20 protein-coding genes are annotated in these 26,273 nt (G+C 45.6%); 5 read left to right on the forward strand and 15 right to left on the reverse strand.

Features of this window, described 5'->3' with window-relative positions; all coding sequences use genetic code 11:
- A partial coding sequence (locus RIB93_RS28020) for a PA14 domain-containing protein (protein ID WP_446377840.1) occupies positions 1-3,303 on the reverse strand: 3,303 nt, incomplete at its 3' end.
- 671 nt (positions 3,304-3,974) lie between these two features.
- On the opposite strand from RIB93_RS28020, the gene RIB93_RS28025 reads away from it, so the two are divergent.
- The gene (locus tag RIB93_RS28025) at positions 3,975-5,744 is read left to right on the forward strand and encodes a serine/threonine protein kinase (RefSeq protein ID WP_446377842.1); all 1,770 of its coding nucleotides are present in this window, start codon (positions 3,975-3,977) and stop codon (positions 5,742-5,744) included.
- Positions 5,745-5,754: 10 nt separating this feature from the next.
- Here the strand turns inward: RIB93_RS28025 and RIB93_RS28030 are convergent, their stop codons facing one another.
- The 4 genes from RIB93_RS28030 to RIB93_RS28045 form a co-directional block, all read right to left on the reverse strand.
- Complete coding sequence (locus RIB93_RS28030) at positions 5,755-6,399, reverse strand: Uma2 family endonuclease (RefSeq protein ID WP_446377844.1); 645 nt, start codon at positions 6,397-6,399, stop codon at positions 5,755-5,757.
- 218 nt (positions 6,400-6,617) lie between these two features.
- On the reverse strand, positions 6,618-7,595 hold the full coding sequence (gene hemB, locus RIB93_RS28035; RefSeq protein ID WP_446377846.1) for a porphobilinogen synthase: 978 nt from the start codon (positions 7,593-7,595) through the stop codon (positions 6,618-6,620).
- A gap of 158 nt (positions 7,596-7,753) precedes the next feature.
- Positions 7,754-8,155, reverse strand: coding sequence for a hypothetical protein (locus RIB93_RS28040; RefSeq protein ID WP_446377848.1), 402 nt, complete (start codon positions 8,153-8,155; stop codon positions 7,754-7,756).
- Positions 8,156-8,170: 15 nt separating this feature from the next.
- Positions 8,171-9,061, reverse strand: coding sequence for a ParA family protein (locus tag RIB93_RS28045; protein ID WP_446377850.1), 891 nt, complete (start codon positions 9,059-9,061; stop codon positions 8,171-8,173).
- 304 nt (positions 9,062-9,365) lie between these two features.
- Between RIB93_RS28045 and RIB93_RS28050 the strand changes: the two genes are divergently transcribed.
- On the forward strand, positions 9,366-9,581 hold the full coding sequence (locus RIB93_RS28050) for a hypothetical protein (protein ID WP_446377852.1): 216 nt from the start codon (positions 9,366-9,368) through the stop codon (positions 9,579-9,581).
- A gap of 428 nt (positions 9,582-10,009) precedes the next feature.
- Here RIB93_RS28050 and RIB93_RS28055 read toward each other — a convergent pair whose 3' ends face one another.
- Genes RIB93_RS28055 through psbQ form a run of 4 tightly spaced genes read right to left on the reverse strand, consistent with a single transcriptional unit; the run spans position 10,010 to position 13,193 of the window.
- The gene (locus tag RIB93_RS28055; RefSeq protein ID WP_446377854.1) at positions 10,010-10,732 is read right to left on the reverse strand and encodes a hypothetical protein; all 723 of its coding nucleotides are present in this window, start codon (positions 10,730-10,732) and stop codon (positions 10,010-10,012) included.
- Between the two features lie 39 nt (positions 10,733-10,771).
- Positions 10,772-11,554, reverse strand: coding sequence for a hypothetical protein (locus RIB93_RS28060; protein ID WP_446377856.1), 783 nt, complete (start codon positions 11,552-11,554; stop codon positions 10,772-10,774).
- Positions 11,555-11,600: 46 nt separating this feature from the next.
- On the reverse strand, positions 11,601-12,719 hold the full coding sequence (locus RIB93_RS28065) for an NAD(P)/FAD-dependent oxidoreductase (protein WP_446377858.1): 1,119 nt from the start codon (positions 12,717-12,719) through the stop codon (positions 11,601-11,603).
- Entirely contained in the window at positions 12,720-13,193 is a 474-nt protein-coding gene (gene psbQ, locus RIB93_RS28070) for a photosystem II protein PsbQ (RefSeq protein WP_446377860.1), read from the reverse strand. It lies immediately after the preceding gene.
- 556 nt (positions 13,194-13,749) lie between these two features.
- Between psbQ and treZ the strand changes: the two genes are divergently transcribed.
- Both treZ and treY read left to right on the forward strand, forming a co-directional pair.
- Positions 13,750-15,561 (forward strand): malto-oligosyltrehalose trehalohydrolase, encoded by a 1,812-nt coding sequence (gene treZ, locus RIB93_RS28075; RefSeq protein WP_446377862.1) that lies wholly within the window; start codon positions 13,750-13,752, stop codon positions 15,559-15,561.
- Positions 15,562-15,963: 402 nt separating this feature from the next.
- On the forward strand, positions 15,964-18,768 hold the full coding sequence (gene treY, locus RIB93_RS28080) for a malto-oligosyltrehalose synthase (RefSeq protein WP_446377941.1): 2,805 nt from the start codon (positions 15,964-15,966) through the stop codon (positions 18,766-18,768).
- Positions 18,769-18,983: 215 nt separating this feature from the next.
- Here treY and RIB93_RS28085 read toward each other — a convergent pair whose 3' ends face one another.
- From RIB93_RS28085 to rpsF, 6 genes are all read right to left on the reverse strand, one after another.
- Positions 18,984-20,240, reverse strand: a complete 1,257-nt coding sequence (locus RIB93_RS28085) for an FtsX-like permease family protein (protein ID WP_446377864.1) — start codon at positions 20,238-20,240, stop codon at positions 18,984-18,986.
- Between the two features lie 115 nt (positions 20,241-20,355).
- Positions 20,356-20,637, reverse strand: a complete 282-nt coding sequence (locus tag RIB93_RS28090; RefSeq protein ID WP_006102145.1) for a TMEM165/GDT1 family protein — start codon at positions 20,635-20,637, stop codon at positions 20,356-20,358.
- Positions 20,638-20,787: 150 nt separating this feature from the next.
- Positions 20,788-21,162: a TMEM165/GDT1 family protein gene (locus tag RIB93_RS28095; RefSeq protein ID WP_044208195.1), complete on the reverse strand. Its 375-nt coding sequence runs from the start codon at positions 21,160-21,162 to the stop codon at positions 20,788-20,790.
- Between the two features lie 210 nt (positions 21,163-21,372).
- On the reverse strand, positions 21,373-23,481 hold the full coding sequence (locus RIB93_RS28100; protein WP_446377866.1) for a tetratricopeptide repeat protein: 2,109 nt from the start codon (positions 23,479-23,481) through the stop codon (positions 21,373-21,375).
- Between the two features lie 420 nt (positions 23,482-23,901).
- The gene (locus RIB93_RS28105; protein ID WP_446377868.1) at positions 23,902-24,507 is read right to left on the reverse strand and encodes a hypothetical protein; all 606 of its coding nucleotides are present in this window, start codon (positions 24,505-24,507) and stop codon (positions 23,902-23,904) included.
- Between the two features lie 262 nt (positions 24,508-24,769).
- The gene (gene rpsF, locus RIB93_RS28110; RefSeq protein ID WP_446377870.1) at positions 24,770-25,099 is read right to left on the reverse strand and encodes a 30S ribosomal protein S6; all 330 of its coding nucleotides are present in this window, start codon (positions 25,097-25,099) and stop codon (positions 24,770-24,772) included.
- Between the two features lie 296 nt (positions 25,100-25,395).
- Between rpsF and RIB93_RS28115 the strand changes: the two genes are divergently transcribed.
- Positions 25,396-26,187: a fumarylacetoacetate hydrolase family protein gene (locus tag RIB93_RS28115; RefSeq protein WP_446377872.1), complete on the forward strand. Its 792-nt coding sequence runs from the start codon at positions 25,396-25,398 to the stop codon at positions 26,185-26,187.
- The last annotated feature ends 86 nt before the right edge of the window (positions 26,188-26,273 follow it).

The raw sequence follows: 26,273 nt of genomic DNA on the forward strand, positions 1-26,273 counted from the left end.
CAACAATTGTGCCACCGATTTGCCAAAGTTTTCGTAGTAGTCCATGCGGATGTCATACTGTTGACCCGCTTGCAGGTCAATGGTGCCACTATTTTCTGTAGCGGCGTGATTTGTCCAATTGTCAATCAGTAATTGGTCATCTACCCACAGGCGTACACCATCATCAGAGTTGGTGAAGAATTCGTAGGTTTCTGAGTGGAGGGGGGCGACTGAACCTGTCCAGCGTACCGAGTAGGTATTGGAGTCTATCGCCGCATCCGGTGAACCTGAACCCCAGTTAAAGTCCACAGTTTCATCGGTGCGAGTTAAGGCTAAGTCGGTAAAATCGCGGTTATTGTAGTATTCGGCAGTTAAACCTGTACCGTTACCATTGCTGGGAGGAGGGTTAATCGCCGGACTATCCAGAACCACATTGTCAACAGCAATGAAATCACTATCGGAAGTCTTCTTCTCAGCATTAACGCTGAAGACAACAAATTGATGACCATCACCAAAGTCTACATCCCACTCAACGTTTGTCCAGTCAAAGGTAGAACCCCCAACTGTTTCTTCGAGTAACAGGGTTCGGTTCATGGGAATCGCTCCCACTTGAGTCGGTCCATCAGAACCAATCCCACCGTCAAATTCTCCCTCAACCCCCCAGAGGCGCACAGTAATCTCGTTGGCTCGGTCATCTCCCTCTGTATTCTTGATATCCAAGCTCAAGGTTTGCTGACCTCGACGGAGGCTGTTATCCAGAAAAATTTGTCCTAATCCTGTCCCCCGCGAGTCTGCATCGAAAACAGCCGCACCTCCATCACCAATGTTGGAATTGCGTGACCAACCTGTTCCTTGCCAACCTTGATCATTTCGTTTATGGTTAATGCGCCAATTTGGTCCACCAAATTCACCCGAATCGCTGAAGTCGCTATCGAGAATTAGGTTGGGATAGGCGGTTGGGGATACCTGAATCTGTTCAGTTACAGTAGTGGTTGCGCCTTGGCTATCCCAAACCGTCAGGCTGACATTGTGAGAACCTGTTGGGTCAAATTGGTGATTGACGTGGCGACCGAATTCGTCGATACTTCCATCATTATCAAAATCCCAACCATAACTTGCGATCGCCTCATTGGTCTGTTCTAATGTATCCGGTGGGTCACTGTCGAAGGATGCACTGGCGTCAAACAAGACCACCCCTTGATTACCAACCGATTCGTAGGCGAAGTCCGCTACTGGCGCGATGTTCGTCGGCGACACGTCAAAAGTTGTGTTAATAACCTCGAAGTAATCGGGGAATGTCTCCGAATTGCCAAAACTTTTCTGTTTGGATAGATTGTGCGTATTATTTGCCAAATAGCTGTCTTCGATGCGTGACCCCAGAAACGGTACGCCTCCGTCATTCGGACCTTCCCACGGAAGCTTCACGCCATGTTCAAATCCTTCGACACGGATATCTTTGAACAGAAGGTCTTGAGAAAGAGGATTCAGACCAATACCATACCCACGACCATCCCCGTTAATGCCTCTCTTGAAAGGAACTGGGTTATCAGGGTCTCCGACAATTAACCCATCGACAAAATCAATCTGGCTGCTGTACTGAGTGAAGATTCCCTCGCCATAGATATTCCAGAGTTTGAAATCATCCACTAATGAGCGAACATCATGGGCTTCTTTGAGACTCGGACCCTGAAAACCTAACTGACCATCATTATTCCGCATATGGTTCCAGAAGATCATTCCCATATCGGAGTTATAACTCTCGAAACCCGATAAGCGGCGCAGGGGTACGTTGGTGACATCGAGAGTGTCTGGGTCATTATCAAAGGACGCTTGAGATAGAACGGACTGTTGTTCTGGTGACATATTCTTGACAGCAATCGTGTCAGCCTCTCTGACTCGAGAGATGCCATCCACGCCGCTAAAGATATTAATCCCACCGCCCGCAGCGCTAATGGCAATATTGTCCACCATGTCCACTTGGGCAGCCCCCTGCACCCAGTACCCCTCACCGTTAAAGCCCATATCAAACAGGGGGACGCGGGCTTCATTATCAAAAGTGGCTTTGGGATTGTCATCGCCTGTGGTTTTGATGGTAATGTTATTGCGCCATGCACCGAGTTCATTTCCGGCTTCTGCGGCAATTCCAGACCCAACTACATCAAACACCACATTATCTTCCAAGACGGCGTGGCTGTCATGATGTACAATTCCCCATCCCGGACTACCGACAATAGCGTTACCTTTGACTAGAGAGGGGGTGCTATTGATATCCTCAGCCCCGGTGCGATGCATATGCAACGCATATCGCCCACGGGGATTGGTTCCGGAACCGGGCGAACCATCAACATTTTCTCCTGGGTCATCAGCCAATCTGTTTTTATCCGTCCGTCCCAGATTGTAAAATCCGGCGTTTTGTACCTCAACATCCGGGTTGTGCATGAACATGACATGACCCCGTTGCTGAGTGGGTACGGTTTCAGCGTTTTCGGTCTCGAAGATAACGTTGCGACTGGTATTAGCAATGTAAAGGTTTAAGTCCTCGCCCTCAAATCCTTCGGGGCGCTCGTGGTCAAACCGGAGTACAGTATTATCGCCAGAAGTAATATCGTTGTTGGTAAATTGAATCCGGTTGCCGTTAATTTCGGTGATGGTTAATACTTCATCTTGGAACCGACTGTTATCGTCATCCGAACCGTTTGGATTGTAGGATGTTCCACCTAAGACTAATTTATCCCCAACTTGCCAGCCATCAGGTGTATTCATGCCATCGGGCAGATTTAACACCAGTTCATTGTCGCCGGCTGAGACATCTTCTTGAAGCGATATAAAATCGAGTTTTTCTGCACCATGGATTCTAACTTGACCATGAGTGACAACGCCCCGACTAATTAATGTGGGGTCCCAATTGGCATCAATTTCTCCATCGTTGGCAATGACAATTCTGGCTGTTTTGTTGGCTTGAATCGGGTTAGCTTCACTGCCAATTGTTAATGTACTAGTCGGTGATGCAATGAATGTGTCTACGACGATTTTGGTGTTGCGGTTGTGGGCGAATTCCAATGTTCCATCCACACGCACGGTTTCTAGACGAGTGTCACTCTCAGCGTCGTAGGTGACATGAACACCTTCAGAAATGACGACTTTAGCATCAGTTCCAGGAACCTGACCTTGCTGCCATGTATTGGGATCAAACCATGACCCATCGTTTACAGCGACATGAGTTGCGGCTGAATGGGGAACTAAGTCAAATAATTCTAGATGTTGAGCTTGTTTGTCTGGATGGTCTTGATGAGGAAGATTGTGATTATGTTGCATGCTCATCATTGATGTATCGTCAGTCCCAGCGAGGTTGGTTTCTAGTTGCATAACGTTTGGATTAATCAGTGTAATCAGTTAGTTTCCAGAAAGCAGTCATCGTTTGATAGCTATTCGCGATCGCTAACAACAAGGAGCGGCATACACACGGAAATCGACTATGACTCATCTAAACTTCACAATCGATTTACCTATTTAAATTAATAACATCAATATCTATTTATTTTCGTAAATTAAAAAAATCCATACATAATCTTTATACTACAGCTAGACAATAATATATTTCCTTTTTCTGTTGGGGCGTTTATTATCTTTAAGTCGCCACAAAGCGCGAATTATAGATTATTTTTGTAAAAAAAAGTGAATGTCTCCTGCTAGAAGGCATCCTTCTTTTGGCAGAACTATTATTTTCGGATAAGGTGGGTATCCTGCCCATCCTAAGGGGCAAGGGAGACGCCTACTCGACAAGGGTAGATGAGTGAATGTATGCTACCGGACTCAACTAAGTCTACAACTAAGCTTTTATACTTTAAAATGAAAAGCTCCGTGCCATGATATAATAGAAAAATATATTCAAAGACTATTTAATTTTAATTAATTAAAGCCTTAAGTCCCCATCATTGAAAAGACTGGGGAGTTTATTGTGTAGAATCGAGAGGCACCGTCTATCGCTGGTGATCGTGCATCAGTCATTTATAGAGTCGGTCTATTGTATTAATCCCGACTGCCCCCGTCCTTATCCTCAATCTGGGGACTTTAAGTTTTGTAGCAGTTGTGGATCGATGCTGCGACTAAATAATCGCTACATTCCTCTCCAGCTTTTGGGTTTAGGGGGATTTGCAGCGATTTATGCGGTTTGGGATCAGCAGGATCAAACTGAAAAAGTATTGAAACTTTTGGTGGAAACGTCACCCAAGGCGTTGCAGCTATTTGAACAAGAGGCAGCCGTATTGCAACGTCTGAACCATCCGGGTGTGCCTAAAGTGGAGTCTGATGCCTATTTTACAGTACGTCTGAGATCCTGCCAACAGCGCGTACTCCCTTGTCTGGTCATGGAAAAAATAAATGGTCAGACGCTGGAGGCGATCTTAAACCGTTACCCTCAGGGGTGTCCGGAGATGTTGATTATGAATTGGCTGTACCAAGCGGCTGATATTCTCCAGGAGTTACATGATTTGGGAATTATTCACCGAGATATTAAACCCTCAAACTTAATGGTACGAGAGGGAACCGGTCAACTGGTGGCGATTGATTTTGGCGGTGCGAAACAAATTGGCGCGATCCCTGTGGGGAAAGAGAATCGTTCTACACGATTAATTTCTCCGGGTTACAGTCCTCCTGAACAGATTGCGGGGGATGCGGTGGGACCGAGGGCTGATTTTTATGCCTTAGGGCGTACCATGATTCAATTACTCACAGGTCAAGATTTAGCGGATTTACAAGATCCGGCGACGGGTGACTTTCACTGGCGCGATCGCACGAAAGTCCGTCGGGGTTTAGCTAACTTACTCGACAGTATGATCCGGCTTGATCCCCAAAAACGACCCGCTAAAGCTGCCGACATTCAACGGCGTTTGGTCGTCAGTTGCCGTTTTAACCGAAAATCGTCTTCCTCATTATCTCAGACGCTGGCTAAAGCCGCCGGAACGGTAAAGGACATTTCTCTGCGAGTTCTGATTACCTGCGCTGAAATTATCTTTAGCTTTGTGCGTTGGGTGTGGCGAGTCTTGATCAGCATTGTTCTGGCTTGTTTAGATATCACCTGGGAAATGGTAATGGCGGGAATGGGTGCAGCCTTTGGCGCGATCGCGGGATTTGCTTTGATTAACTGGACGATTATTGACGATCGCTTTGCGGATTGGATGAGCGGACAATGGACTCTAATCGTTCCTGAAATTCAGATTATCCCTTGGCGGGAACTGCTGATGTTTGCTTGTGCGGGTATGGGAACAGCGTGGGGATTAACGGAGGCGGGAGGATTCGGTCAACAGAAACGGCGGATTATTGCTGGGATTACCGGGGTTTTTGGGTATGGTGTGGGTTGGTTTATTTGGCAGGCGTCGATCTCCGCTTTAGCTAGGAAACAATTGACCGGATTGGGGGATTTTTTGCAGCTATCGCTATCTTATGCGATCGCGGATCGGTTACTGGGTTTAGTCACAGCTATTGCGGTTATTCCCTTGGTGTTAGGATTAGGATTACCCAGTCATTACCTGGTTCACGCCGCCGTAGCCGCAGCGGGTACGGGTATGCTATTTTCCGGCTTAGTTCGGTTAAATATCTTACCGTTGGAGGTATTAATTCACATCTTTTCCTTCTCCGATGGCAGTTGGTTAGATTTTATCAATACCATTAGTTTCTTTAGTTTACTTGGTATTACCATAGGATTTTGGTTAGGCGTTAGTTATTATCTGCTGGTTCCTGTACTGCGCTGGTTGGGGTGGCGGTGAAAAGTAAACGCTAGCTTTCAGCCTCAGCTATGGTGTCTTTCACCCATCGACGAAATTGTTTGACTAATTTGGTTTCTCCAATCGCGTTTCTTAAGGCTAAGAATCTAACCAGATCCTCAGCATTTAGCAAAGGTAAGGCGATACTTCTGTCAAGAGATAGGTATTCGCCGTTCTGCCAACTCAGGATGGTTAGTGTTTGTCCGTTGTAACGCCAGACTTCTGGTACTCCCAGGGTTGCATAAATCGACAGGCGATTGATTGAGCTACTGGTAATATCAATTTCTAGGGCTAAATCAGGAGGTGGAAATTGATTTAAGTCAATTTGAGCGACTCCTCGAACCAGCGCTTCATTCTGGATGTAGTAGCATTGATCGGGTTCTAGCCCTCTGGCTAAATCTGCGCGATCGCAAGTACGTGAACCCAGGCTGCGAATTTCAATATCAAGTTCTTCAGTCGCTGCTTCAACCAACCGTCCTAGAAGTTTTTTGTAAGTTTCATGAGGATCTAAGGACATTCTGATTTCTAACATCCCGCGATCATAGGTCAGACGAATAGCTGGTTCTTGTTCAAAATCCCTAATTAACAACTGGTACGTTTGCCAGCTAATATTAGGTAAAACAACGCGATCTGGACTTTGAATCAGGGTGGCAGTCATCAAGAGTTTTCCTCGCTTTCATCAAGTTTAGCTAATGTTCGCGGTCACAAACTGAGCTTTTATAATGCAGAGCGTAACGGAGTCCAGCGAAGCATCTGGTGAGATTCTAGGCTAACGCCAAGCTTCGTTAACACTCCGCTATCGCTCCTTTGAGAATGACAAACTCGCTCCCGTGCGAAGTATACGTTTGAGCGCAACTCGGTATTACCCAATCACTCCTATAGCCAACGGGCGGCGTCTTTGGCATGATACGTCAGAATCAAATCAGCACCCGATCGCTTGAATCCGGTCAAGGTTTCCATCACCACCTTCTGTTCGTCAATCCAGCCATTCAGGGCGGCGGCTTTAACCATGGAATATTCACCCGATACATTGTACGCGGCAACCGGTAAATTTGTAGCTTCCTTCACCCGCCAGATAATATCCATATAAGCCAACGCGGGCTTAATCATCAGCATATCTGCCCCCTCAGCAATATCCAGTTCTACTTCCTTGAGGGCTTCCTGGCTATTAGCGGGGTCCATTTGATAGGTGCTGCGATCGCCAAATTGTGGTGGTGATTCGGCTGCATCCCGAAACGGTCCATAATAGGCAGAGGCATACTTCGCCGCATAAGACAGAATCGGCGTATCTTGGAATCCAGCTTCATCTAATCCTGTGCGAATTGCCTGGACAAAGCCATCCATCATTCCAGATGGGGCAATAATATCCGCCCCTGCTTTGGCTTGAGAAACGGCAGTTTTCTTGAGTAGTTCTAAGGTAGGATCGTTGAGAACTCGTCCGCTTAAATCACCCACTTCCAGATACCCACAGTGTCCATGACTGGTGTATTCACATAAACAGGTATCGGCAATAATCACCAATTCTGGTACCGCTTCTTTAACCGCTGTGGCAGCTTTCTGGACAATGCCACAATCATGCCATGCGCCCGTGGCTTCCACATCTTTATTATCCGGGATGCCGAATAAAATAATCGACGGAATCCCCAGATCGTAAACTTCCTTCGCCTCTGCCACGATTTTATCCACCGATAACTGATAGACTCCTGGCATGGATTTGACTTCTTTGGCAATTCCTTCACCGGGTACAGCAAACAAGGGGTAGATCAGATCGCTGGTTGTGACAGTATTTTCACGTACCATGCGACGCAACTGGGTGGTTTGGCGGAGACGGCGAGGACGATTAATGGGAAACATAGGTTAAGATTTGAAAAGACTGGTTAACCGAACATTTTTAGGCTAGAAAACTATTGTAGAACGAGCCGTCCCCTAGGGATAGCCATCATCGCGATCGCGCCGTTCGTAGTGAGCGCTTTAGCGCTTGACGCATCAAACATTCCGTCTATCGCTCTCTCTCACCGAAAGGCATCGCCTTTACGGGCGCGACAGCTAGCGGTTTGGACAATCAACTCCATCAGGCGATCGCGTTTCTTCCAGCGCATTGCCCGCCGACTTGAATCCATCCCATGTTCGGCAATTATATCTTTGAGTTGTTCAACCTCAAGTGGCTGTAACTGTTCGCATAAGTGTTTCTCCCCTTTTTGGTGATACAGTTCAACCGGGTCAAAAGCACTGGTACGTCGGCGAGTGCGGCGTTTTTTCGCGGGAGATGGCTTTTTTGTCGATAAAATTTTAAATAACGAATCAATCTGTTCGGCAAAGTCAGGATCATGTTGGTATTTGGTCAGAGTGGCTTGAGTATCGGGAAGTATTTCTTCCAGGAGTTTGATCAACGCTGTAAGTTTGTCGAGACTCATTGAATTTCTCCACGTTTAGCTGGAGTGATAGAGCTGATTTTTGATGATTTTACTCGCCGCTAGTCGGATCTCTTTTGCTAAATTTAGATATTGTTCAAACTGACCCGCATATCCCCATTTTTGTCGCAAGGTGGAAAATTTATCGGGCTGATTGAATTCAACGGTTTCAGCAATTTGTTGTTTGTGGGGAATTTGGGTTTCAAAGACACGGGCATCTTTACTGTATCGACGTAAATCCTTAATTACGCGATCGTGAAGTGTCATGCCAGCATTATATTTACAAATGACAATACCTAAAGGAACAATCGGTTCAGCGATGGTTTCGGAAAACTCATGAATAGTTTTGGTAATTTGGGGAATTCCATAGGTTGAGAGAATATCCGGAATGGTGGGAATGATATAACCATGGGAAATTCGTAACCCATTGAGTGTGACAATACCTAAATTAGGTGGGCAATCGATGAGAATGTAATCATAGGGTTGAATCATGGCGCGAAGTCCTCGCCGCAAAATGTTAATCGGACTGGCGGCATAAAAGCGCCCAGCGGGAATAGTCGCTAGCCTATCTTGCACATTGATTAGATCTAAACTCGACGGCAGCAAATCTAAACTGGTTAAATCTTTAACATTAGAGACTTGCTTTTGCAACGTTTTCTGGAGATGAAAATTAGGATGTTCTGGCGCGATCGCATCCAGAAACAGTTGGGCTAATGTGTGACGATTCTCATTGAGTTCTTCCCATCGTTCTTCGCCAATCAGCATTAATGTGGCATTGGTTTGCGGATCAAGGTCAATAACCAAAACTTTGCGATGGAATACTCCAGCCAGCATCTCAGCAACGGCGACGGTGGTTGTTGTTTTACCCACACCTCCCTTCAAGTTAATAAATGAAATTACAATTGCCACAAATCTACTCCAATCTCTAGGTTGATTAGGGTGAACAGTTGTTGAATGAAGACTTGTCTTTGCCTAGAATAATTGATTAGGTTCATGGGTCGCGATCGCGTCACGTTTGGTAGTAGAAAATCAAGCAAAAGATTATTATTCGTCATTGGGAAGACACGTCCTGCCAATTTACACTAATTCTCAGGCTTACCCGATTACATTGGTAGGATTAAGGAATAGCCTGTTACTGCTGATAAGCTTATCGTCTGGTAGTGCTAATCACCCTTCTACTCTCCAAGGTAACAAGCTCCGATAAGAGTACGCCATGGTTACACGCCACGAGATAGCGGCAAACCCTGTTCCTGTCAGGGATAGGAGAACAGAGGTTATCGTCAGAACCAATGTTGCGATCGCGCCCAATCTAATCCTCTCCTTACCTGTCATGGCTAACCCAACCGATTCAATAATCGGCTGCTTGCTGGGTACAGCCATTGGCGATGCGTTGGTACTTCCTTGTGAAGGATTATCAAACAATAGATAACGCCAGATTTATCCAACTATTATCAGGCATCATTTTTTCTTGAACAAAGGAATGGTTTATGATGATACTGAACATACCTGTATCATCGCTTAATCTCTAATTATCTCCTGAGATAATGAACAAAGAGCTAGGCGGTGCATCGGTACGACGGCTGCGATTTTAGTTGCTAGGTGTGCCGAAGGAAGGGGGATTGGTAATCTGACAAGCTATTTTAAAATTATGGTGATTTATGGAACTTATCCAAAAAACTCTGTCAAACTCTGTAACAGTGTTGCCACAAAGCCAACGAGTGAACAATTGGCTGCTGTTCTAGGATGCAGTCGTGGTATTAGTGGTTTCGTTAGCACAATTTTTTCCAGAACGCCGAATTAAACTGTATTCCTCGCGACAAAATCTTAAAGGATGAATTTTAGTTAAAATCAACCCTTTTAAATTTTTTGAACAAGCTTTTGACGTCGAGATTTAACGATTTCAGGAATATATCTATTCTTTTCATCTTGATCTTCAAAACCTAGCCGCTCATACACACTACCACCAATACCAGGTAGAACTATACCTTTATCATCTCGGGTGGAATCTTTAGCAAAGTAGAAAAACTCAAATTGACTGTAAATATCCTTGTTGAATTCACTCCTTAACTTTTCTTCTGCTGTTTTATAAATTACTGGTGCAGCAATAAGTATTTTTTCGGGTTCAATTTTTTGAATTAGATTAGTTAGATTTGTCCTCACGACACAAGCACCAGAGATAATAGACTTAATCACGATTAAATACTGAACGATATCATTATTAACAGGCTCTTGATACTTTTTGAGTATCGGAGCAACTTTTAACTCGTTTATCTCAAAGGGGGAAAATCGTTGATTCCAAAAACAAGCGAAGGCAAGTTTTGAAACTTTAGGTTCTAAAGTCGTGAGAATTCCTTTGGCTAAAAAATCCGCATCTTCAACGGTACAGGCTAGATATACATTGCTTTGACTATTAATAGACTTTAAAATTGAATTACCAAGTTTTACCCCTAGCTTAAACATAACTGAGCGATAGGCTTCAGGAGATGTGCTTTTATCTGCTAATTTATCGAGAATTTTTTTTGTTTCCGTGTCAGCTAATTCTGTATAGGCTCTTGAATTTATTTTGGTTATAAATTGCATGCAAATTATCTCCTAGTTTGTATACTCAAAAATGAATAATTATATAATTTTTAGCCATTGCAAAAAACCTTTAGATATGCTGTACGTAAACCCTTGTATTTGATCAAGAATTTTTTTAACCTCTGGATCGATTTGCACATCTTGGCTACCAAAGTAACGAATATAAGAAGGTTGCGATTGTCGAGATTTTTCCAAAATTTCCCTAATAGAGACATTAGATTTATCGCTGGAAAGCCAAGCGCCTAGAATCACACTAGCTACACATTCAATTTTATCGGGTTCAGGATTGTCAAAAGCGCAAAGATATGCCACAGCTTGGCTAAACTCCTGTTCTTCTTGAAGAACTTTTGGTAAACTAGAGGCAAAGTAAAAGTAATCAACTTTACTAAACTCGGCTATTTGCTGAGGTATTTGATTTGCCAACCTGTCTCTGAGTTGGAAGTTAGAAACAACTAACGTCATTTCTGATTGCTTTGATACAGTTTGATTTAAGTTGTATTGTTTAGCAAAATCGTCAGCAATTGAGCGTAGTCCACTTCCCCATGTCAAACTTGCAGTATTTTTCAACTGGTAGTGTTGATAAATATTCTCCTGGATGTCGTTAATAATTAAGTCATCAACAAACGCCATGATTTGACTAGCCAATACTATTTGTTTCTCATTTTCTAAGACATCTTTGGACAAAACCGATATTTTATATACGGCAAAAAAATTCTCATAAGTATTACCTTTTTCGTTGACTATTCCCCCTTTATTTTTGTTTTTTAGATAATCGAGAACTTCATTCCCAAATAACTCTTGAATTTGCTCTTGTTGGTACACTTCGTCTTCACCGTCATCTTAAATAAACCAAGCCCTGCACTAAGTTTTAAGTTGCACAGATGATCGATTGAATCTCTTGGGCGGTAGCTGGGGCGAGGAGAACACCGTTGCGATAGTGACCCGTTGCTAGCAAGACATTATCATAGCCTGATAGTTTACCAATAACCGGAGCGGGCTGTCCTTCTGGACGAGGACGTTTACCTAACCAAGTGCGAACCACTGTGGCTTGGGCTAAAGCGGGACAAAAGCCGATCGCATCTTCCTTAACCTGTTCGAGTAACGCTGGTTCTGCAATCACTTCCGTACCCTGAGGAAACTCCACCGTTGCCCCTACCCAATAATCACCGCCACCGATTGGCACAATATGCACATCATCCCCTGTAATCACAGGCTGGAAATCTGGATGACCAATTGTATTCCCTAGGCGTAATTGTAACGCTTGACCGAGAACGGGTTTGAGTGCGATCGCAGACGATTGATTTGGTGAGGATAGCAGAAAATTGACCAATTGCACCGAACCTAATCCCGCTGCAATTACCAGCCAATCCACTGCCAAGGTTTCTGTCTGGGTGTAAATTTGCTGACAAATTCGCTGATTGGAACCATTAACAGGCATGGATTCTATTCCTTCCACACCAACGCCAAACTTAAATGTTACGCCCCTCTTTTCGGCAGCAGCAACTAAGGCGTGAGTAAGGGCGGTAGGTTCAACTTGTCGGTCATTGGGAGAATAAATCGCACCAATACTATTCTCCAGATTAAGCTGAGGACAATGGGATTCAACTTGAGCCTTGTTCCAAATTTCTAGTTGCCATCCTTGGGATTGGCGAATGTTGACTAAATTCTGCCAACGGGCTAAATCGTCGTTTTCAAACGCCAGCATCAAGATGCCTTGACGGTTAAAGGGAATGTGATGCCCAGTCAAGGTTTCCAATTCCGGAATCAGGGTTTCATAGCGCTGCATACTAGCTTGGCGCAACTGCCATGTTCTTCCCTTAACCTTTTGACTAATTACACCCATCAAGACACCCAATGCTGCCCCGGTTGATCCTTGGGCGGGGGGTTGTCGATCCAGCACAGTTACCTGTAGCCCCGAAACGCCACTCAGTTGGTATGCGATCGCGGCACCAACAATCCCACACCCAATGATGGCAACATGAGTCATTCAGGCAACTCCAGCTACATTACTGGCATCCGGAATCAGCTTTAAGTACCGATCAAAGTCGATTAGTGCCTCTTGATAATTGGTGATCGCCAGTTGATAGTTGCGGTTTTCAGCGGCAGTGTTTATTTGCTGCAAATGTTCAAACAAGTCATCTGCTGCTTCACTGGCTGCCTTTTGGTCTTGGGGAAGCAGTTGGCGTGTCAGATAACTCATGGTTCGCCGCAAGCTACCTAGTGGACCATGAATATAAGTGCTGACATCAACCCAATCACGGTTATCAATTTTCGTTTTCAGAACGGGCATTTTTCCCCGCAGTTCCGACAGGTTAGACACCGTGCGCTGAATCTGCTCAACCTGCTGAGATGTGTAAGCTGGAGGCGGTGCAGTTGCCGCAGGACTCCCGCAGCTTACTAAACAGGTGGTCACCAGCGCCAGCATCAACGCCAGAATGGAGCGATAACTTCTCATCAGCATGAGTTTCCTCGTATACAATCCTTGATCTTGATATAGACAAACAAATACATTGGGTTATAGCTTAACCCAAACGCTAATTTAGCCTAACTAGAGGTATTATAGGGGGTTACGGAATGAGAAGAAAAACGACATCAGTTAAACACGGATAACATTTTCCCGGTTTGGGACTGGACAACTTGCAAAAATTGAGTATACTTAGGTTGTGTGTGTGAGGAAAAGGAAAAGGCGCTTGGGGTCGAAACACGGCAAGACTCCCAGGCGCCTTTCCCATATTTGCCTTCTCCCTCCTTGATGCCTCTTTCTTAAGAGGGATCTCATTGTTACAAAAGCGTGTAATAGTTGTTACAACAATCTGGTCAAATTAAGAAGGTAGCCATAGGCGACTTGAGCCGGCTATTCCAGAGAGGTCAGACCAGATGTTAGATTTAAACGTTATAACCTGTGGGGTCATCGGATCGTGTGCGGATACCCCGCCTATTGGCTGATTCAGAGTCAGGCGATCGCACGGCGAAAACCTTGACAAGTTTCTCAGACTATGCATTTACAGAGGGGTGATATGAAAATTGGCAGCAACTACCTGGGTAACGGTCAATGTGAATTTCGAGTTTGGGCACCGTTTCGGGACAGCGTTGCGGTTCACATCGTCTCTCCCCAGGATCAAGTGATTCCCCTGCAAAAGGATGAATGGGGATATTGGCAGGAAACGATAAAAGCTGACCCAGAAACCCTCTACGTTTACCAACTCGATGGATCACTGGAACGACCTGATCCCGCCTCCCATTACCAACCTCAGGGAGTCCATGGTTCCTCTCAGGTGGTGGATCATCAATTTGACTGGACGGATGATTCCTGGCAAGGAATTCCCCTCAAAGACCTAATTATTTACGAACTTCACGTCGGTACCTTTAGCCAAGAGGGAACCTTTGAATCGATTATTCCCCGCTTGAGTTACCTCCAGGATTTAGGCATAACCGCCATTGAAATTATGCCCGTTGCTCAGTTTCCCGGAAGTCGCAACTGGGGGTATGACGGGGTTTATGTTTATGGTGTGCAAGACTCTTATGGGGGACCTGCGGGGTTGAAAAAACTTGTGGATGCTTGTCACCAGGCGGGGATCGCCATCATTTTAGATGTGGTGTATAACCATTTAGGACCCGAAGGCAACTATCTGTGGGCGTATGGTCCCTACTTTACGGATCAATACCGTACCCCTTGGGGCAATGCGGTTAACTTTGATGGCGCTTATAGTAATCAGGTGCGGAATTTCTTTATCCAGAATGCGCTGTACTGGTTAGATAAGTACCACATTGACGCCCTGCGCGTTGATGCAGTTCACGCCATTTACGATATGAGCGCTCAACCCTTTTTACAAGAATTAGGGGATGCTGTCGCCAACTTCAATCGCACCACGCCAGTGCAACGATACGTCATCGCCGAAAGTGATCTCAATGACGTGCGTGTAATTAAACCCAGGGAAGAGGGGGGATTTGGTCATGATGCTCAATGGTGCGATGACTTTCATCACATCTTGCATACCCTGTTAACGGGCGAACTATCGGGATATTACGAAGATTTTGGCAAAATTGAGCAGTTGGCAGTTGCTCTGCGCGAAGGCTATATCTATAGTGGACAATATTCCAGCTTCCGCAAACGCAACCATGGCAATTCAGCAGCAGATCGTCCAGCGGAACAGTTTGTCGTCTGTATCCAGAACCACGATCAAATTGGGAATCGACTAATTGGCGATCGCTTATCCACTTTGGTAGACTTTCAGGGGTTGAAGCTAGCCGCTGCCACTGTATTGCTTTCTCCTTATGTCCCGATGCTATTTATGGGCGAAGAATATGGGGAAGATGCACCGTTTCAGTATTTTGTCAGTCACAGTGATCCCGATTTAATTGAAGGCGTGCGTACCGGGAGGGCTGAAGAGTTTAAGGCATTTGGTTGGGACAACGCCCCTGATCCCCAAGGGACAAAAGTCTTTGAGCAGTCAAAACTACAGTGGGAGAAGATAGATCAAGACAAATATGCCGTATTGCGGCGCTGGTACAAACGGTTAATTCAGCTACGCAAAGAAACCCCAGCTTTGGCTAAACTAGATCGGCAGAATCTTAATGTATCGAGCTTGTCCCCAGAAAAGGTTATTGTTATCCATCGCACGGCTGGAGATAGCCAAGTCCTCGGCTTGATCAACTTTGGCAAAGATGCGGTAAAGGTTTCGCCTCAGATTCCCCCAGCGAACTTCTCAAAAGTGATTGACTCGGCGGATAAGGAATGGATGGGTGAGGGATCTCACCTCCCCCAACAGCTACAAGCTGGACAATCCCTAACCCTTGCTCCCCTGAGTTTTGCCTTATATTGTCAGTGACACTAGCCTCGGTTCAGTCGTCAGAAAGAGGCGTAATCCGCCCAAAAGGGGATGTAAGCCAAGTCAAAATCATACCATTATCAGCAAATAAGGTGTTGCCTAGAGATAATGCATGTATTGCTTGATTTGTAAATCTTGGTGGCTAATATCACATTCGCTTTTGTCACCCCCTTTATCCCTTGAGGTACTTTTTCCGGAAAATCATCTGCCTTGGAGCCTTCCTGTCCGGTACTCTTGGTATTGCTCAGAGCCAATCCCTGTATAATTAACTAATGTTAAGCTATGATTTAAGCATTACAACGCAACTATCCTAAGGTTTAACGCCACTGTTAACAAGCCATTTTTAGATCAATTCTTAGAGCCAACGCTCTGTCAGTTCTTTAACCCCTCTAAAAGCTTATGATGCGGATTCCAGTCGCCACCTATAGAATTCAATTTAATCCTGAGTTTACCTTTGAGTCAGCAAAAGCCATTATTTCCTACTTGGCTGAATTAGGAGTTTCTGACTTTTATGCATCCCCCATATTTAAAGCCCGATCCGGTAGCACTCATGGCTACGATGTGGTTGATCCCAATCAAATAAACCCAGAACTCGGCGGATTGGAGAACTTTGAGTCTCTAATTGAGGAGATGCAAAAGCACGGGTTAGGATGGCTTCAGGATATTGTGCCGAACCACATGGCTTTTGATCGTCAAAATCCCATCCTGGTCGAAGTTTTAGAGAATGGTCCTAATTCTCAATATAAAGACTACTTTGATATTAATTGGGAACATCATTATGAGGGCATTCGGCAGCGAGTATTAGCGCCATTTTTAGGAAAATTTTGTGGAGATTGCTTAGAAAGTGGTGAACTCAAACTCCAGTATAACCAAGAAGGTTTTACGATTAATTACTATGACCTACAGTTTCCCATTCGCATCGAATCCTACTCCAATGTCTTAACATACGATTTGGCACGTATTCGCCGGAAATTAGGCAGGAATCATCCTGATTTTGTCAAGTTCCTGGGCGCTCTCTATGCATTAAAATACATTCCCTCTGGCGAAGAAGGAACGGAACGCTATGACCAAATTGGCTTCATCAAGAGCATGTTATGGGAACTCTGGAATGATAGTGTAGAAGTCAGGCAGTTCATTGACGAAAACATTCAAATCTTTAATGGAGAACCCGGAAAACCTGAAAGCTTTGACTTGTTAGAGCAATTATTAGGGGAGCAGTTTTTCCGCCTCGCTTACTGGAAGGTGGGTAATGAAGAACTGAATTATCGGCGATTTTTCACAGTCAATGACCTGATTTCGGTTCGTATCGAGGATGAGCGGGTTTTTGAACATAATCATGCGTTGATATTAAAGCTGATTGAGGAAAATAAATTTAGCGGCGTCAGAATCGATCATATCGATGGACTTTACGATCCGGCTCAATATTTGAATCGTTTGCGATACCATACCTCTGATGCGTATATCGTGGTTGAGAAAATATTGGAAGAGGATGAAGATTTGCCGCTGACGTGGCCCGTACAAGGGACGAGTGGGTATGATTTCTTAAACAAGGTTAATGGCATTTTCTGTCATCAGCAGACTCAGCCTAAGTTTGACAGCGTTTACTATCGCTTTATCGGGAATTCCATATCTTATCAAGTCATAATTGAAGACAAAAAGCGATTGATTATCGCCAAGCATTTGACCGGCGATATCGATAATTTAGCCAATTTACTCAAACGAATTTCTGGTCGGTACAGATACGCTAGTGACTTTACTATCTATGCGCTGAAAGCCGCTTTAGTCGAAATCATGGCGTTGTTTCCCGTATACCGAACCTACATTAGTCCAGAAGGCTTGAGCAAAGCGGATCGAGATTGTATTGAGTCTGTCATTAGCAAAGCCAAAGAAAATACGCCAATTTTCTTTAACGAACTGACGTTTATTGAGAAGTTTTTATTACTGGAGGTTGATGAGTCACTCAATCCCGAAGAAGCCGAACAATGGCGTTATTTTGTCATGCGGCTACAACAGTTTACCGGACCGCTGACAGCCAAGGGGGTAGAAGATACGACATTCTATATTTACAACCGTCTCATCTCTCTTAATGAAGTGGGTGGTAATCCGGGTGAGTTTGGCGTTTCCTTAGATGACTTTCATGACTTTAACCAACACCGCATCGCTGATTGGCCCCATACAATAAATACAACAGCAACCCACGATACAAAACGGGGTGAAGATGTGAGAGCCAGAATTAATGTCCTTTCCGAAATTCCTGGCGAGTGGGATAGTATGTTAAGGAAATGGCAGGAAATAAATGCGGTTCACAAGGATTGTATTGATGGGTTAGATATTCCTGATCCCAATGACGAATACTTTCTTTATCAAACCTTGCTGGGAACCTTTCCCTTTAATGATGCGGAGTTCCCTAGCTATGTGCAGCGGATCAAAGACTATATTATTAAGGCAATCCGAGAGGCAAAAGTCCATACGGCTTGGTTGAAACCGGATACCAACTATGAAGAAGGGTTTATTCGGTTTGCGGAACGCTTACTCAAAGATATCCACGACAATCCCTTTTTAGAAGCGTTTCTTCCCTTTCAACGCAAAATTCAACATTACGGCATTTTTAATAGTCTCTCCCAAGCCTTGTTGAAACTGATATCTCCCGGTGTTCCTGATTTTTACCAAGGAACGGAACTGTGGGATTTAAGTTTAGTTGATCCCGATAATCGCCGTCCGGTGGATTTTGAACAGCGGCTGGCGTTAGTGCAAGAACTGAAGCAGCGCTTTGAAACGGATAGCCTGGGTTTAGTTCAGGAACTTTGTCAAACTCCAGAAGACGGTCGAATTAAGTTATTCGTCATCTATCAAGCCCTAAAAACCCGGCGCGAGTATTTAGAGTTATTCCAGCGAGGAGATTACCACAAACTGACTGTTATTGGTAGCTTGAAGGATCATGTGGTTACGTTTGCCCGAACCTGGGATCATACAACGGTGATTGTCATTGTCCCTCGGCTGTTGACGAGTTTAGTGAAGCCAAACGAATATCCCATGGGTGAACAAGTTTGGCAAGAAACCCGGATTTCTTTACCATCTAGTTCCTCGTCTATGTGGCGGGATGTGATGACGGGACGGGAAATTAAGGGGGACGATACCCTGTGGATTCGAGATGTTCTCAGTGATTTTCCGGTGGCGTTATTGGTGAATCAAAATCAGCAGGAATGAAGAATAGATAAACACTGTAGGGGCGACCCGCCGCACATAATTCATACCACCAAACCATTAATGGACTCGGGTCGCCCTCCACGGAGTTTCGGCAATTATCTGACATCACGTACTTTGAGAAAAGGGCGAGTCGAGACAGGTTAATTCTCACATCATCTATTGATGCAGCGACTCGCCCCTACAACCAAAAACAAGGTTAAGTCAAGAATAATGATCTACTGATTAAATACCATCGCTGGATCAAGGCGCGTCACTTTCTGAATCGCGAAAATAGCTGAACCGACGCACATTCCCACCGTTATCGCCAAAACTGCGATCGCGGATAGGGGGGTAATCAGAATCACAATTCCCTGAGTTGCTGATGTCCACAGGGCTACACTGTAGCAGAGGAGCATGGCGGGGAGATAACCGAGAACCGACATCCACAGCGCCTGTTCAATAATTACGCCGTAAATTCGCCAATCTGACGCGCCAATGGCTTTAAGTGTGCCAAACTCGGTAATATGGTCAGAGACCGAGGAATAAAGAATTTGACCGACAATAATTACACCAACCACAACACCAACCACCGCGCCCAATCCTAAGATAAAGCCAATTCCAGTTCGTTGTTGCCAAAAGTCTTGATTCTTTTTAATAAATTCCTGGCGAGTATAGGTACTGACATTGGGTAATGCTTTCTCTAATCGTGCTTTCAGTTGTGATAAATCCTGATTGGGTTCTGCCGCAATTAAAACATATTGAATGAGATCAGAGGCGACTAATGGATTCGGTGGCGGTGGCGGTTGATTGCGGAGTTCTGCTTCCGATACTCTCGAATAAGTATTGGTACAAATTAAATCCTCAGAACCTGACGGCAATTTACAAGATAATTCCGACTTTTGACCCGATTTTAAGAAAGCATTCGCACTGGTTAGGGAAGTAAACATGAAGGAATTGGACACAATCGAGGCGTTCGCTTGTGTGAACCCTACCACTTTGGCGGGCAAGGAATTCACTTGGGCAATATCCCCAATCTGTTGAATATTTAGAGAATCTTGGTTGGTTGCATCGACGATAATGTTATAGGGTTCAGATAAGTCCCCCACATCGCCTTGAACGAGATTGATTGGTTGAAATAGTTGCCCATTGGGGTCAAATCCCACTACCCTTACCCGGGTAATTTCCCCTTGGGGTGGATTCCACAACGCGCCACTAAAAATCAGGGCTTCAGCTTTAGCCACGCCTTCCACCTGACGGGCGGAGATAACATGGGATAAGGGAATGGGTAGTGTCAGTTCAACTTGCACCAATTTATCTGATGCGACCCAAATATCTGCATTAGAATTGTAAATTAATTGAGCGGTGGATTGGGTAAATCCATTAAAAATACCCGTTTGCAACGTGACTAAACTCACCGCAAACATAATTCCAGCTTGGGCGACTAAAAAGCGGGGAATGTCTTCAAGTAAGTTTTTTCGGGCAAGAGAAACCATTTTCGTGTATTGGTTGTTTAGAATCTCTGGGAAAATTTGGTCGGGGCGGGTTTAGTTGCATTTGGGTGAGGGAAGAAACGATAATAGTCAAACCCGCCCCTACATAAAAACGTTCTCATGCTTCATCTTCGGAGGGCCACAGCAAGCGAACAGCCATTAATGCGAAACCCACCGCCGCGATCGCTTTGAGAATTCGCACCGGGAACAGTTGCGCGACGCCTCCCCCTGCTAATACGCCAATCAACGTGGCTAATAGCAATGCGGCTACAGCCCCCAAGAATACCGCACGAGGCGACTTGAGGCTACCCCCAAGCGCGATCGCCGCCAGTTGGCTTTTGTCACCAATTTCGGCTAAAAATACAGTAATGAAGCTTAATCCTAGTAATTGCCAATCCATAATCTTCAAAACTCTCTGATTCAGTCGGGGCTGGTTTCGTCACATCTGGGTGCAAAGAAAACGATAGTGGTTTCATCCCTCGGTTAAAACGCGAGGGAACCTGCACCATCGCTATCCTGTAAAACCCGCCCCTACACACTCCAAATTGTTTCATCCGAGTTGCACCACATCCCACAGCAGCATAACGGAAATGAAGAGTAATAATGTCCCGGCGGCGGTTTCCAGGGTTTTGGGCGGTAAACGCTTGGCTAACCAGGTTCCCAGTAAGACACCGATTAAACTGGTGGTAATTAGTGCGATCGCGGCACCTGTAAACACAATCCACGGGGATTGAGATTCTGCACTGATCAGCAGGGTAGCCAGTTGGGTTTTATCGCCAATCTCAGCCAGAAAAATGGTTAGGAAGGTGGAACTAAAGATACCCCATATCCCCCGTTGGCGCTTGACGATGGGACGCAAACTGTTCGGAGTGGGGGAAATTGGTAACTCAGACGGATCAGAGACATCTTTGGGGGCTGGATTCATCAATGAAAAGGGTGCTGTCAGAACAAAACCGACGATGGGCAAGGAAGATAGTTTCACAGGGAGTTCCCAGTTTACGTCGATCTTTTTTCATATTCTATTCATCTTTGCAGAACTTTACAAATTTGACTATGAGAGTCGGTGTCTACTGGTCTACTTTCCTTCCTTGTCTCACCTGAACCCCAATCTTAAAAAACCTACCCTTGTGAGCCTCTACAGCCGTGGTAAAATTTCCGGTAAAAGCTGACCCGGTACCTTAGAAAGTGCCAGATTTTGCCCACTAATCCCTTGTTCCTGGTAGAACGTGCGAATCGTTTTAATGATATAGTCCAAAGAGGTTTGGTAAACATCCGATCGCGCCGCTACTCCCATACAAGCTTGAACATGCTGATGGAGGGCGGTTTGTAGATGGTGGGATTGATCCTCTTTTCCCCCACCCAAAGACGGTTCAGTGGCAAACTGATAATGGGCAAGTCCCAAATTATTCCGAGTGGCGATAACATCAAAATTAACTGATGTCGGCGGATGATTCTGCGCCAATTCCTCGGCTAACGCGATCGCGACCTCATAAGCCGCGATACAATGGCGTAAATAGTCTGCCCGTCTCTGAGAGTCTTCCACACAGCGATCCGCCAGATGCCAATACGCCGTACCCAAATTATTCTGAGTCGCGGCACAGGCAGCCGGAGACACCTCTGGGGTACGATAAGTTAACGCATCTTTATAGGCTATCACCGCTAACTCCAGCCAGGTTTCCGGTTGTTCATACTGTGCCAGATTCCAGTAAGCTGTGCCTAAATTATTTTGAATCATCGCCCAATTCGTCGCATTCGAGCGACTGTTGTAATAACACAGGGCTTCCGCATACGCCCCAATTGCTGCCTGTAAGTTATTGACAGGAGAGTGATGTTGTGCTAAATGCCAATACGCCGTACCTAAGTTATTTTGGGTAGAGGCATATTTAAGCGGGTCATTTTCTGGATTACGATAGTGTAACGCTTCTTCGTAGGCTCGAATCGAGAGTTCTAAGTTATCCGCGACATCGTTATAGCGAGCCAAATCCCCATAAGCTGCCCCTAAATTATTTTGGATCATGGCATAGGTGTGGGGCGCATCTTGAGCCGTTAATTTGGTTAATGCCAACTGATAAGCTTGAATCCCCTGTTCCAGATAAGATAGACGCATCCCTGTATCCTGGGGACAGCGGGAGAGCATCCAATAGAGATTCCCCAAATCATTCAGAACATCCGCCACGTAAGGCGAGGTATCATCTAACCATTGCAACGCCTGCTCATAAGCCTGAATCGCGATCGCTAAATTTTCTTCTGAGGTGTCTCCTTGTTCAATCGCATGACGGTAATGATTCCCCAGTTGTAAATACGCCTCAGCGGGCGACGCGGTTTGGGGAAGATCTGGGGCTTCCGTTGATGTGTCCGCAGGATGGTGGGATGTGGGCGGATTTTGCGGCGGTAATGGTGTTTCTTCCATCTCAAAGTCCACAACCCCCAGCATCCCTTTACCATTCGGATTAGCATTAGACTTCCCGTTAGTCGGGACAATCAGGGGTTCAACCTCACCATTAGAGTCTCCATTGCTGCCTATACTATTCTGGAACAACTGCAAATCCAGAGTTTCGTCCACTTCCTGGGTTAGCACCGTCTGCAAGGTTTCTTGGAACGAAGCCTCTGTTTCCTCTGTCTTGTCTATCTCCTCTTCCTCTGTCTCCTGAGTCATCACCGCCGTGGGAGAGGCTTCCGGTTGAGTCGCGCCAACAGGGGGAAGTGGTGTGGGTTCCCCTTCAAACTCGAATACCCCAGTACGCCACCGCCAAAATTCCGGTACAGACTGGACAATGGAATGGAACCAAGGGCGGGGTAGCCAGAGTAACACATTGGCGTCTAACTGCGGCAAATAGCGCTCAATCGACTGTAAACGCCGGAGAAACAGTTGCTGTACTGTTGGAGATTGACGGGTTAAGCGTTCAACACCCAGGAGTTGGAAACAGGGAGGGGATGTGGCGATGGGAGAATGGCGATTTTGAGCTAACCAGGCAGCTATTTGGGCAAAGGGATGGGGATCATTGACATTAATGTTCAGGCTGACTAAATTAGTAGAGCCTGACCCCGTGGGTGGCGCGATCGCAGAGGTTGTCCCCAACTCCCCATGAAGTTTACCCGCCAGACGATTCCGCAGACTCAGATCATCACAAATCGCCACAAAAATTTGACGCCGTAGTCCGAGACTCAGAGCAAGTTTCAAGCGTTTATAGATTTGCCGATTCCAGCTCGAAATTTTATGGGCAACAGTATCCGTTACAGTCATGCTGAGAGAGTCCAGGAGCGTCAGGCAACAATAGGATGAGATTTAGGGGGAAGACTTGATCGTAACAACGAGTACCGATTAGTGCGACTTGGGCAGAATCGCGATAAAACCTGAATGATGAACAATAAGAAAATCGCAATTTTAGAGGATGTTTTAGGTTTACCTACCTACTCGTTGCATAATCAGTAGTTGAGAGTAATCTTACTATGACTCTTCCTACTATTGTTGCCTAATTCAGGACTTATTGGGTAATACTCAAGGCGTCAGGGAAAGCGGTATACCTCCAAGTACCAAAGAGCTTCCCATAGCTGTCGTCATCAAAAACTTTACGTCATACTGGGTTCCCTACTTATCCGTTTGGTGAAGGGTTGTCTGATTATTGACAGCAGATTCTAATCGAGCCGTTTCTAACCAAGAGATTTAATCAAAAAGTCCGATGAGAATTTGGGTGAGTTGTTCTAGGTCGTCGGGCACCCGATATAACGTAATGTCTTGGGTGATGCGATGTTCGGTTCTCTCTATTTTGCCAAATCGCCAAGCATCTCCCATCGTAACAGCACCGTAGAGAATGTTTTGTTCTTCAACTTGGGTTAATGCTATCAGTTCTACGGCTAACTGCGTAAAACCTCTAGTCAAGTCATCATGTTTCGCCTCAACCACAATCAGACCTGTCTTCCCCCGCACAAGGTAGTCCAGGTTACCTTTGAGCCAATGATTCACAGTTAGAGGGTATTCAATACGAATTTGGCACTGGCATAACCGGGCAACTTCTAGCAGTACAGGAAAGACCAAAGCTTCCCGCCGCGCCGCTTCGTTACTCAAGCTGGTTAATAGGAGAGTGTCCTCTAGCCGCTGCTGCAATGCTGGGAGTTGGTCAAGTTGCTTTTGAGACAGGGGTAAAGATAGACGTGACTTGTGAAGGGTGTAATCAAACTCGGCAAGAATATCCTCTGCCTCGTAAGGCATCTGGAAATAAGATCGGAAGGTATAGGATTGTCCTTCTTGTAGAATTTTGGTCTTTGGCATGGGCGGCTTGTCCTTTTGATGTCATCCCAATTCTAATCAGATGGGTAAAACAACAACTGATACCAAGTTGCAGTCTAAGGTAGAACCTGCCTTGGTACTGCTATACCTTCAGACCCCCTCCACAGGTAACCTGTGGAGGGGGGTACTTGGGTCGCTATCTTAGGAAAGCTAAGGGACTTGCGACTTAATCATGTACCAAGGAAGCTTGGCTGAGTTCATGAATTCAGCTTGCCTCACTGGTACTTTATTTTTACGCCGCTCCCTAAGCTTCTACTTCCACCGGTTCGGGTTGGGGTTCGGGGGGAAGTTCCTGTTTCAGCGTCAGATAACGAATCACCTCATCTCCATAGCGCATCGCTCGCTGAAGCTGAGCCACATGAGTCGGGGGCGCTTTATAGTTCATTTGGATATAGACGCCTTCGCGGTGTCTGTCGATGGGATAAGCCAAACGACGCTTACCACGATGTTGGATGTCAATCTCCTCACCGCCTTGCTCTTGCAGGAGATCTTTATACTTGGTCACAGCTTGGTTAACCTGCTCCTCTGACATATCAGGACGCAGGATGTACATCATTTCGTAACTATCGCTCACAAATGGTCTTCTCCTTATGGACAGTTGGGCTTCTTTTGCTGATTCGAGATAGCCATGGCTTTTAATCGGGAGGCTACCCCAGTCACAGAAGCAAGGATTCGAGCTGACTTAACCGCTCTATTCTATGCCTGATCTGGGTTTTTTCCTACTTCTAGGCTTGAGGCAGACAATCCGCCCAGATGACACTCTTGCAATTTTACTATTTTTTGGTATTAATTCTAGCTAGCTGCCAGGGTCAATCAAAATCCCATATCAGTAAAATGCTCTCATTCAATTACCAAGGAATCTCTAATATCATGGCGCAGCGCTACGTCCGAATTAAAACGGCTCAAGGGCAAACCTACTATGGCTTGCTACAACTCAACCGCAGTATCCAAGTTTTAGATGCACCGCCGTGGCTACAGGGTCAACCGACTGATCTGGAGTTAGCACCGGATAGTTATACATTGTTGGCTCCCTGTGCGCCATCCAAGATTGTCGCCGTTGGCAAAAACTATATGGATCACGCCGTTGAAATGGGAACACCTGTTCCCCAAGAACCCTTGTTGTTTCTCAAACCACCGACAACCATAACGGCGGCGAATCGAGATATCCAGTTTCCACCTCAGTCAAAACGGGTGGACTATGAGGGAGAGTTGGCGCTGGTTATTGGTGAACTCTGTGTAGACTGTACGCCCGAACAAGCCCAAGCAAAAATTTGGGGGTACACCATCGCCAACGATGTCACTGCTCGCGACTTACAAAAACAAGACGGTCAATGGACGAGGGCAAAGGGTTTTAATACCTTTTGTCCTCTAGGACCTTGGATTGTGCGGGAGTTGAGTGCTGGGGCGAAGTTGCAGACGTTTTTAAACGATGCGCCGGAACCTGTACAATCGACATCCATTGATCAAATGGTATTTGCCCCGGACTTCTTAGTCTCCTATATTTCTCAGATTATGACCCTGCTTCCTGGGGACGTAATCCTGACCGGTACGCCACGAGGGATTGGGCACTTGCAAATCGGCGATCGCGTCCGTGTGGAAATTGAGGGAATTGGTCATTTAGAAAACACCGTTGTCCCCCGTTCTGCACCCGTCACCCTTTAACCACGGATCAGGCAGACAAGGGAAATTTTTGCCTTTTTTATCTAGGGCTAAGTCGGTCGATGGAAATAAACTTAACGGGGTGAGGT

This window comes from Coleofasciculus sp. D1-CHI-01 (assembly GCF_040218875.1).
Lineage (GTDB): Bacteria > Cyanobacteriota > Cyanobacteriia > Cyanobacteriales > Coleofasciculaceae > Coleofasciculus.